The sequence below is a fragment of the Streptomyces sp. NPDC045470 genome (assembly GCF_040646595.1).
Lineage (GTDB): Bacteria > Actinomycetota > Actinomycetes > Streptomycetales > Streptomycetaceae > Streptomyces.
The window spans coordinates 1-5,071 of the sequence record NZ_JBEZAN010000050.1; the positions used below are offsets into that span (position 1 = coordinate 1).

A 5,071-nucleotide genomic window follows, 5' to 3' on the forward strand; every position below is an offset into this window, starting at 1 on the left:
CTGGCCTGGGTGCGCGAAGAGACCGGGATCACCCTCCAGATCGTGCGACGCAAAGACGGCGGCTTCCGCGGCACCTGGGCCAGGGCCGACGCCCCACCTCGCGAGGTACCGCTCTTCGCGGTGATCCCGCGCCGCTGGGTAGCAGAGCGTAGTTTCGCCTGGCTGGGCCGCTATCGCAGGCTCTCCAAAGACTACGAGTACCTCGCCGCCAGCCAGGAGAACGCGATCTACCTTGCCACGATCATGCTCCTACTGCACCGCACAGCACGGGTCCTGCCCTGAACGGGGCTTCTCAGACACCCTCTAACCGACGTGCAGTGGGCACGGATCGAGCCGTTGCTGCCGGACCGGGCACCGAGGCGGGGTGGTCGCTGGCGCGATCACCGAGTGGTGATCGACGCGATTGCCTTCAAGTTCCAGACCGGCACGCAGTGGGTGCACCTGCCGGAGAAGTACGGCAACTGGAGAGGTGTCTACAACCGGTTGCGGATGTGGGCCGTGGACGGCACATGGGAGCGGGTGTTTACCGCGCTGATGGCCCAGGCCGACGCCGACGAGGACCTGACCTGGGCCGTCTCGGTGGACTCCACGATCGTTCGGGCTCATCAGCACGCGGTGGGGGCCCGCAAAAAAGGGCCCCGGCCGGCGAGTCGGCCGACCACGCCATCGGCCGGTCCCGCGGCGGACTGACCACGAAGATCCACCTCGTCGCCGACGGCCGCTGCCGTCCCCTCGCCTTCGTCCTCACCGCCGGGCAGGCCGGGGACGCACCCGCCTTCGAGGCGGTCATTGCCCGCTTGAGCGTTCCCCGGCTGCGTGGCCGCCCGCGTACGAGGCCGGACGTGGCGCTGGCGGACAAGGCGTATTCCTCCCGTGCGATCCGTGACCACCTGCGCAAACGCGGCATCCGGGCGGTGATCCCGGTCCCGGCCGACCAGCGTGGCCACCGGCTGCGGCGGGGCAGCCGAGGCTGCAGGCCACCAGCCTTCGACCGCGAGGCATACAAACAGCGCAACACCGTCGAGCGGTGCATCAACCGTCGAAGCAGTGGCGCGGGATCGCCACCCGCTACGAGAAGACCGCCACTATCTACCTGGCCGGACTGCACATCGCCGGCATCTTCCTCTGGTCCGCTCGCTGATCCAAACGAGAGCCCCTAGCACCACAGGTGCGCGCCTGGGTGGGCGGCGATGAAGTCGCGTACCGCGTGGGCGTGGTGGATTTGGTCGTTGTCGCAGAGCATCACGGTCGCCGGCGCGCTGGGGAAGGCGGCGATCGGCTGCTGGAGCAGGAATGAGGAAGTCGGCCGCACTGCGGCGGCCGGGCCGGTATACCCAGGTACCGGTGGTGTCCTCCAGCGCGCCCAGCACGGTGAGCTGCCGGTTCCTACCCGGCGTGGGGATCCGAGGCCGCCAGCCGTACAGCATCCAGGTGGAACGGAGGTGCGGCAGCAGGTGCAGGTGCGTCTCGTCGGCGGCCTCCTCAAGAGCGTCCACGGCCTCCTTGCCTATACGCATCCTGGCGGCGTCATGGTGGCGCGGGCGGTGGTGGAGTTCTTGCTGACCAGGGACAAGCCCGTCTTCTCTCGGTGGGCGGCCTCGGCGACCAGGCCTTCCAGCAGCGCGGTGAAGACGGTGGCGTCCCTCCGGACCCGGAAGCGGCCGTAGACCGTCGGCCAAAGGCCGAATTCGCCGGGCATCTCCCGCTACTGGGCGCGGGTGCGGGACCGCCGGATCATCCCCTCGGCTGTTGGTGCGTTGGTCTCGTTGAGCGTTGCTACAGGTTGACGCCGCCGGTGACGTCGATCTTGGCGCCGGTGATCCAGCGAGCGTCGTCGGAGGCCAGGAAGGCGACCGCGTCGGCGATATCCGGGACTTGGCCGATCCGGCCGAGGGCGGTCAGGCTGAGGTTGCGCTCCAGGTTCGCCGGGTCGGCGAGCACTCCGGCGGTCATGTCGGTGTGGGTGAAGCCGACTGCGACGGAATTGACGGTGATCCCGCGGGGGCCGAGGTGCTTGGCCAGGGTGTGGCTGAACACTTCGAGTGCGCCCTTGGTGAGCGGATAGCCGATGCCATGGGATGAGGCGATACGGGTGGAGACGGATGAGATGTTGATGATCCGGCCACCGTCGCGCAGCCGTGGCAGCAGCCGCTGGGTGAGGAAGAACGGTGCCTTGACGTTGACCGCGACCATCTGGTCGAACTCCTCAGGGGTGAGGACCTCGATCGGCCGCCCCATGAAGTTGAGCCCCGCATTGTGGACCAGGATGTCGATCGCCGATTCCCCGTGTGCGCGCAGTCCGGCCTCCAGCCCGGCCATGAGCGTGTCCACGTCGTCGGGAACGCCCAGTTCGGCGCCCACGACAAACGCCCGGCCTCCGGCATCGGCGATGGTCGCAGCGGCCTCCTTGGCCGCCGCCTCGTTACTGCCGTAGTGCACGGCGACCAGAGCGCCATCCCGGGCCAGGCGTTCGGCGATGCCTCGCCCGATGCCCCGGCTGCTGCCGGTGACCAGTGCGACCTTTCCACTGAGGTTTCCCATGTTCACTCCTTGATCGTGTTCTGCGGAGCTCTCCCGTCCAACTGACGGGCGCGCACTTCCCGGTAGGCCGGACCCCGCTGAGCCTGGCGAGGGCAACGGCGTCGTACGCCCGGCAGCCTCACCCGACAAGGGCCGGTATTCCGGTCCCGCCCCTTGTCGACCGTGAGTTCAGCGCAACTGAAGGTTCCTCGGCGCGCACCCGAGGTCCGTTTCGCCCAGGAGCAAGGCCCGGCCCGTGGGTTCGCCTCAGCCCGAGGTCGCATTCGACCGTGGTTCCCAGAAGCCGGCGGGCCGAGTCGGCGTAGCGGATCGTGGTCTCCGGGTCGAGTCCGCATACGACGGCCGGGTGCAGCGGATCCGATTCCTAGCGGCGTTGTCTTAACAGTCAGGAGCTTCCCGGTGATGCGTCCACTTTGACGCCGAGTTCGGTGCCGCCGTGAAGCGGCAGGGTTACCGACAGAAAACCGTTGGCCGGATCGCGGATGTAGTCAAGGAAGTCGGGTTCGGCATTGTCGTTCATGACATAGCCCCCGACGCGTAGTTGAGGCGCGATGAGTTCGATGACTTGCCGGGCGAGTGAGGGGTCGTTTCCGAGCCAGCCGTCGATCAGCGCGAAGTCGACCGGACCGCCGAGATCGCGCAATGTGGTGCGGGCGTCACCTTCACGGATGTCGACGTAGTCGGAGAGCCCGGCGGCGGCGAGGTTGCGCTTGGCGGCGGCGACCTTGGCGGGCACGATCTCCGATCCGATGACCGTGCCGCCCCCGTTGTCGCGCACGGCGGCGGCGAAGTAGAGCGTCGACATGCCGACCGAAGTTGCGAACTCCACGATCCGCGTGGCGCGCAGGCCGCGGCACAACAGATAGATTAAGTCGCCCTGTTCAGGGAGGATCGAGAAGCCGTACTCGCTGTAGTCGTGCGGATCCCGCTCGAGCCGGGCGCGTGGGTCGTTGGGCGGAAACTGTTGCGCCGACGCAAGCCTGTCGATCACGGTGTTCACCCCGGAGTCGTGGAGGGGGCGGTGGGTGTTCTGCATGATCGGATCTCCTTTCTACGCATGGGCGTGCCAAGGGATCTCGGCGCTTGCCGGACACCTGGGCCGCGGGTAGTAAGGTCAGGCTAAGCTGACTGGCAGGCGGTGTGTGGCCAACCATGACCGTGAAACGGCCACGATCTCCACGGCGAGAGGGGACAGGTGGACGCTGACCACTCATCGGATGCCACTGCCGGAAGACTCCCGTTGCTGGTTGTGGCACGGTCGCAAGTCGATCAGGGCACCCGGCTGGCCTACCACCGCCATCCCCACCACCTGATCGTGTGGGCGACGAGCGCGACCGTTACGGTGCGCACCGACGCGCGGGACTGGCTCGTGCCGCCGACCCATGCACTCTGGCTGCCCTCCGGCACACCGCACGCCGTGGACGTGCTTCACCCCGGAGACTCCTGCACCGTAGCCGTCGACGCCGCTCGCTGTCCGATCAGCTGGGTCGAACCCATCGGCATCGTCATCACGCCCCTGGTACGGGAATTGATCGTGTACCTCGACCGCAATCCACGTCCCGACCCCACGCGAACTCGCGTCGAGTCACTCCTGCTCGACCTGCTCGAACCCACTGCCAGCACAATCGTTCACGTGCCACTGCCCACCGACCCACGCATCCGAGCCATCGCCGACGAGCTGATCGCGAACCCGGCCGATCAGCGCGACCTCGCCGCCTGGGGCCACGAAGTCGGCGCAGGCATGCGCACCCTCACCCGACTGTTTTCCAACGAAACCGGAATGACGTTCGCACGCTGGCGCACACACGTCCGCATTCGCGCGGCCCTGACCCACCTCGCCCACGGGGCCTCCATCGGCGCTACCGCCCGTGCGGTCGGATACCGCAAACCCGGCGCATTCAGCGAGGCGTTCTTCCGTATCACCGGCCAATCCCCAAGCGGGTGGGGTCCAGTGATGGTTGGGAACTACTGAGGTTGTCTGCGCGTTGTCGTCGGTGCTGACGATCGGCGGTCGTTGCGGTACGCCGGAACCATGAGGTATCCGCAAGGCGGTGGCCTGAGTGCCGACCGGCGGGCGTTTCGCGAACACATCCGCATGGATGCGGCCGCAATGTTCGTCGCCGGGCAGGGCAACGACGTGATCGCGAAGCAACTGCGGGTCAGCGTCCGCTCCGTGCAGCGGTGGCGGCGGGCTTGGGAGCACCAGGGGCCAAAGGGCCTGCGCTCGACGGGGCCGGCCTCCCGCCCCGCGTTGCGCGAAGCCCTGTTTGCGGTCCTGGAACAGGAGCTGGCCAAGGGCCCGGCTGCACACGGCTGGCCCGACCAGACCTGGACCCTCGCGCGGATCAAGACGCTGACAGGGCGCCGGTTCCACAAGAGTTTCACCCTGTCCGGCATCGCAAAGATGCTGCGGCGCCACGGCTTCAGCCACCAGGGCCCGCCCGGCGGGCCCTGGAACGCGACGAGGACAAGGTGACCGGCTGGGTGAAGGATACGTGGCCGCAGGCGGAAGCGCTGCGGCGGCGCTCGG

At 67.9% G+C, this 5,071-nt stretch carries 5 protein-coding genes and 3 pseudogenes; 4 read left to right on the plus strand and 4 right to left on the minus strand.

Translation table 11 applies throughout. From position 1 onward, the window contains the following. Window positions 1-282: transposase (locus AB0A97_RS41475; protein WP_361161260.1), on the plus strand; the 282-nt coding region annotated here is incomplete at its 5' end. A gap of 30 nt (window positions 283-312) precedes the next feature. Further along, window positions 313-1,141 (plus strand): annotated as a pseudogene (locus AB0A97_RS41480) (IS5 family transposase). Window positions 1,142-1,156: 15 nt separating this feature from the next. Here the strand turns inward: AB0A97_RS41480 and AB0A97_RS41485 are convergent. The 4 genes and pseudogenes from AB0A97_RS41485 to AB0A97_RS41500 all read right to left on the minus strand — a co-directional run bounded on the left by AB0A97_RS41485 (window position 1,157) and on the right by AB0A97_RS41500 (window position 3,577). Continuing rightward, entirely contained in the window at window positions 1,157-1,312 is a 156-nt protein-coding gene (locus AB0A97_RS41485) for a hypothetical protein (protein ID WP_361161263.1), read from the minus strand. Window positions 1,313-1,466: 154 nt separating this feature from the next. Beyond that, window positions 1,467-1,744, minus strand: a pseudogene (locus AB0A97_RS41490) (hypothetical protein); the annotation flags it as partial. A 32-nt stretch (window positions 1,745-1,776) separates the two neighbouring features. After that, window positions 1,777-2,541: an SDR family oxidoreductase gene (locus AB0A97_RS41495; protein WP_361161266.1), complete on the minus strand. Its 765-nt coding sequence runs from the start codon at window positions 2,539-2,541 to the stop codon at window positions 1,777-1,779. Window positions 2,542-2,926: 385 nt separating this feature from the next. Beyond that, window positions 2,927-3,577, minus strand: coding sequence for a class I SAM-dependent methyltransferase (locus AB0A97_RS41500; RefSeq protein WP_361161269.1), 651 nt, complete (start codon window positions 3,575-3,577; stop codon window positions 2,927-2,929). A 213-nt stretch (window positions 3,578-3,790) separates the two neighbouring features. On the opposite strand from AB0A97_RS41500, the gene AB0A97_RS41505 reads away from it, so the two are divergent. Both AB0A97_RS41505 and AB0A97_RS41510 read left to right on the plus strand, forming a co-directional pair. Beyond that, window positions 3,791-4,513 carry a helix-turn-helix transcriptional regulator gene (locus AB0A97_RS41505; protein WP_361161272.1) on the plus strand — a complete coding sequence of 241 codons (723 nt, stop codon included), beginning with the start codon at window positions 3,791-3,793 and terminating at the stop codon, window positions 4,511-4,513. A 60-nt stretch (window positions 4,514-4,573) separates the two neighbouring features. Next, window positions 4,574-5,071 (plus strand): annotated as a pseudogene (locus AB0A97_RS41510) (winged helix-turn-helix domain-containing protein); the annotation flags it as partial.

Excerpts from the sequence above, each read along its gene's own strand:
- AB0A97_RS41495 (WP_361161266.1), bottom strand. The coding sequence starts at position 2,541 with ATGGGAAACCTCAGTGGAAAGGTCGCACTGGTCACCGGCAGCAGCCGG.
- AB0A97_RS41500 (WP_361161269.1), bottom strand. The coding sequence starts at position 3,577 with ATGCAGAACACCCACCGCCCCCTCCACGACTCCGGGGTGAACACCGTG.